4 protein-coding genes are annotated in these 4,460 nt (G+C 71.6%); 1 reads left to right on the top strand and 3 read right to left on the bottom strand.

What is annotated here, in order from left to right; genetic code table 11:
* Nucleotides 1–118: 118 nt before the first annotated feature.
* Entirely contained in the window at nucleotides 119–1,390 is a 1,272-nt protein-coding gene (locus tag ACZ61E_RS04820; protein WP_469697585.1) for a L,D-transpeptidase, read from the bottom strand.
* Nucleotides 1,391–1,611: 221 nt separating this feature from the next.
* On the bottom strand, nucleotides 1,612–1,962 hold the full coding sequence (locus tag ACZ61E_RS04815) for a hypothetical protein (RefSeq protein ID WP_469697563.1): 351 nt from the start codon (nucleotides 1,960–1,962) through the stop codon (nucleotides 1,612–1,614).
* Between the two features lie 114 nt (nucleotides 1,963–2,076).
* Here ACZ61E_RS04815 and ACZ61E_RS04810 point away from each other — a divergent pair, with 114 nt between their 5' ends.
* Nucleotides 2,077–2,346 (top strand): hypothetical protein, encoded by a 270-nt coding sequence (locus tag ACZ61E_RS04810; RefSeq protein ID WP_469697583.1) that lies wholly within the window; start codon nucleotides 2,077–2,079, stop codon nucleotides 2,344–2,346.
* A gap of 66 nt (nucleotides 2,347–2,412) precedes the next feature.
* On the opposite strand, the gene hutH is transcribed toward ACZ61E_RS04810, so the two are convergent.
* Nucleotides 2,413–3,954: a histidine ammonia-lyase gene (gene hutH, locus ACZ61E_RS04805; protein WP_469697582.1), complete on the bottom strand. Its 1,542-nt coding sequence runs from the start codon at nucleotides 3,952–3,954 to the stop codon at nucleotides 2,413–2,415.
* Nucleotides 3,955–4,460 lie beyond the last annotated feature (506 nt).

The following is a 4,460-nucleotide window of genomic DNA, read 5'->3' as shown; positions in this document are numbered from 1 at the left end:
CCCCCCCCCCCCCCCCCCCCCCCCCCCCCCCCCCCCCCCCCCCCCCCCCCCCCCCCCCCCCCCCCCCCCCCCCCCCCCCCCCCCCCCCCCCCGGTTCGGGACGGGACGGGGGCTCGGATCAGGCGGCGGAGCCGGCCTTCCAGTCGGCCCAGTTCAGGTTCCAGCCGTTGAGGCCGTTGTCGGGCTGGATGGTCTTGTCCGGGGAGTTCTTGACGACGACCACGTCACCGACGATGGAGTTGTCGAAGAACCAGGCACCCGGCTGGTCGGGGTCGTTCGCGCCCTTCACGTCGTTCAGGCCGACACAGCCGTGGCTGGTGTTGGTCGAACCGAAGATCGAGTCGGCGCCCCAGTAGTTGCCGTGGATGAAGGTGCCCGAGGTGGAGAGCCGCATCGCGTGCGGGACGTCCTTGATGTCGTACTCGCCCTTGCCGTCGTCGTCCGTGAAGCCGACGGTGGCACCGTTCATCCGGGTCTCCTTGAACTTCTCGGAGATCACCATCTGACCGTTGTACGTCGGGTTCTCCGGGGAGCCGGCGGAGATCGGGATGGTCCTGATCGTCTTGCCGTCCTGCTGGACGGTCATCGTCTTGGCCTTGGTGTCGACGGTGGAGACCTGATTGCGGCCGATCTTGAAGGTGACCGTCTTCTGCTGGACACCGAAGACACCGTCCGCGCCCTCGACGCCGTCGAGCGCCAGCTTCAGGGTGACGGTGGAGCCGCCCTGCCAGTACTGCTCGGGGCGGAAGTCGAGGCGCTGCGAGTTGAACCAGTGACCGACGACTTCCTGGCCGCTGCTCGACGTGACGGTGATCCCGCCCTGCACGGCGGCCTTGTCGGTGATCCCCTTGTCGAAGTTGAGCGAGACCGGCATGCCGACGCCGACGGTCGAACCGTCCTCGGGCGTGAAGTTGCCGATGAAGCTGTTGTCCGGCGAGACGGTGGTGAAGGAGGAGTTCTCGTGGGCCACGCGGTCCTTGGAGTCCTTCGCCGTGGCGACGATCTTGTACGTGGTGGAGCGCTCCAGCTGACCGTCCGGCTTCCAGCTCTTGGCGTCGGCGGACAGCGTGCCCTTGACGGCGGCCCCCTCCGCCGTGGTCATCTCGACCTTGGTGAGCGTGCCCTTGGTGACGGTGACCTTCGCGTCGTTGTTGATGCCCGCGTTGTCGGCGCCGTTCTTGGGCGCGATGGCTATCTGGGCCTCGGACGTGTCCTTCGCCGCGGCCTCGTCCACCTGCGCCTGCGAATCCTTCGAACGCTCGGCTCCGGGGTCCTTCTCACCGTCACCACCGCTGCTACAGGCCGAGAGCACCAGAACCCCGCCGAGCAGTGCGGACGCGGCCGTCAGGCCCTTGCGCCGCTTGCCGTTCGTCATCACACGCTTCTCCATCGTCGCCGATTCCCTGCCCATGACCTTTAAGAACACCAGGACCGTTTCGTCCGGTTCCACTTCGGACGAAGATGTGTGCAACGCCACTCCCACCCCGGGATGTACACGAGCGGCGCTTCTGTCAGCCCCGGGGCGCGAGTCGCACAGCGCCCCGGGAACAAGGGTGTCACGCTCGCGGACCTGATCCCGCCGGGGCGTCCGCTCTCCCCGGCGCCGACGCGTCACCGGCCGCCGTCCGCGTCACCATTGTCCCCCTCCGCCTCGTCGTACTCGTCCAGATCCCATTCCAGGACCCCCGGGTCGTAGTCGATCCGCTCACTGCTCCACGACGCCTGGGCCAGCTCCACCCCGGGCACCTCGCCGACCAGCTCCGACGGCTCCACCAGATACGCGAGCGCCTCCGCCGCGTCTTCCCCCACCGCCGACCCCGCATGCTCGCGTTCCGCGTCCGGCATGGAGTCGTCCGACGCGATACGGGTCAGCGCGGCGGCGGTCAGCGCCTCCGGATCGCCGATCTCCAGCACCAGTTCGACGCGCAGACGGACAAAGCGGGATGTCTCAGGAGTACTCATAACCGGAGAGTAGGGCTCCGCACCCGCGCGACTTTCCCACGACCCGCTGCTTTCACTAGCATCGGCGCACCCAGCCAATTCGGCGTTTTCCCAAGGGAGATCGATTACGTGTACGTGTCCGTACGCCGACCGCTGCTCACGGCCGTCGCCGCCGGGATCCTGCTCTGCGCCATGTGGTTCGTCCCCTCGGCGAACGCCACGAGCGAGCAGAGCACCGGCCGACAGCAGTCCGCCGCAGCCGGCCAGGAGGACTCGGCGGGGCTCGCCCTCGCCGATACGGGACCGGGCGTGGACACCACGCCCTACCTGATCGCCGGAACGGCGTTGCTCTGCGTGGGAGCGGCTTTCGTGGCGCACTCACGCCGGGGCGCGTCCGCGCTCTGACGCGGCGAGCACCAGCAGGCGGGGGCCGCCCGTGCCGGGTGGCCCCCGCCACGTATCACCCGGGGCTCAGGCCAGCGGGCCGGTCACCGGCTCGACCGCCGCCACCAGCCCGCCGTCGCGCAGGAACGCGTCGGCCCCCGCCAGATCCGGGGCCAGGAACCGGTCGGGACCCGGACCCTGTATCCCCGCCGCACGCAGCGCCTCGATGACGGCGAGGGAGGCGGGCGCGGGCATCAGTCCCGTACGCAGCTCGATCGCGCGGGTCGCCGCGTACAGCTCGACGGCGAGGACGCGGGTCAGATTCCCGACGGCCGTACGGAGCTTGCGGGCAGCCGACCAGCCCATGGACACGTGGTCCTCCTGCATCGCCGACGACGGGATGGAGTCGACGGACGCCGGGACGGCCAGCCGCTTCATCTCGCTGACCAGCGCGGCCTGCGTGTACTGGGCGATCATCAGGCCCGAGTCCACACCGGGGTCGTCCGCGAGGAAGGCGGGCAGCCCGTGCGAACGGTTCCGGTCGAGCAGCCGGTCCGTGCGGCGCTCGGCGATGGAGCCGAGGTCGGCGGCGACGATCGCGAGGAAGTCCAGGACGTACGCGACGGGGGCGCCGTGGAAGTTCCCGTTGGACTCCACGCGCCCGTCGGGCAGCACCACCGGATTGTCGACGGAGGAGGCGAGCTCGCGGTCCGCGACGGTCCGGGCGTACGCGAGGGTGTCCCGGCCCGCGCCGGCGACCTGCGGGGCGCAGCGCACGGAGTACGCGTCCTGCACCCGGGGCGCCGCGTCCTCCTGGAAGTGCCCGGTCAGCCCGGATCCGGCGAGCACCCGCAGCATGTTGTCGGCGCTGGCGCCCTGGCCGGGGTGCGGGCGGATGGCGTGCAGCTCGGGGGCGAGGACCTTGTCCGTGCCGAGCAGCGCCTCCAGCGTCAGCGCGGCGGTGATGTCGGCGCTGGTGTAGAGCCGCTGGAGATCGGCGAGCGCCATGATCAGCATGCCGAGCATTCCGTCGGTGCCGTTGAGGAGCGCGAGCCCCTCCTTCTCGCGCAGCTCCAGGGGCGTGATGCCGTGCGCGGCAAGCAGCTCGCCCGCGGGCCTCACGACGCCGTCGGGGCCCTCCGCGTCGCCCTCGCCCATCAGCGTCAGGGCGCAGTGGGAGAGCGGCGCGAGGTCGCCGGAGCAGCCGAGGGAGCCGTACTCGTGCACGACGGGCGTGATCCCGGCGTTGAGTACGTCCGCCATGGTCCGCGCGACCAGCGGGCGTACGCCGGTGTGCCCGGAGGCGACGGTCTTGAGCCGCAGGAACATCAGCGCCCGTACGACCTCGCGCTCGACGCGGGGGCCCATGCCGGCGGCGTGCGACCGCACGATGTTGCGCTGGAGCCGCCCGCGCAGGTCCGGGCCGATGGCGCGGCTGGCGAGCGCGCCGAAGCCGGTGGAGACGCCGTAGACGGGCTCGGGCTTGGCGGCGAGCGCGTCGACGATCTCGCGGGCGGCGGCGAGGGCGGAGAGGGCGTCGGCGGAGAGCTCGACGCGGGCGCTGGCGCGGGCGACGGCGACGACGTCCTCGGCGGTGGTGCCGGCCGGCCCCACGACGACAGTGTGCATATCCATATTCAGGAGCGTACGGATTGAAACTCAACGTGTCACTAGGCGGGGGTTCGGCTGACGCGGCGGGTGGGTGGCGGGCCGGGGTTCGGCCTCAATCGCCGGCCGGGCTGGGGTGCTGCGGGCCGGTGGCCGGGTGCCGCTCCGGGGTCATGCCCGGACGGCGTGATTTACGGCGCGTGCACCGCTCGTTGGACCCGACGACCCGGGTTGTCCACGCACCACAAATCAGCCTGAGTGTCCGGCCACGACCCCTGCGCGTCCCCCTTCCCTCCCGCGGGAAGGGGGGACGGCGGGGCTGGCAACCGCCGAGGTCACCCGCGGGAGGTGCAAACGGGGGCGACACGTGCCGGTGCCCTCACGGCGCGAGGCGGACCGGGGCCGGTGACCGCCAGGATCACCCGCAGGAGCCGGACGGGGGCCGGGGCGGATGACCGCCAGGATCGCCCGCCGGCGACCCCGGGCCGCGCCGGCCTCGTGACGCCGCAGGAGCGGGACCCCTGGGG

The sequence above is a fragment of the Streptomyces sp. NPDC104581 genome (genome assembly GCF_055583685.1).
This window is presented reverse-complemented; position numbering and strand designations above follow the sequence as displayed.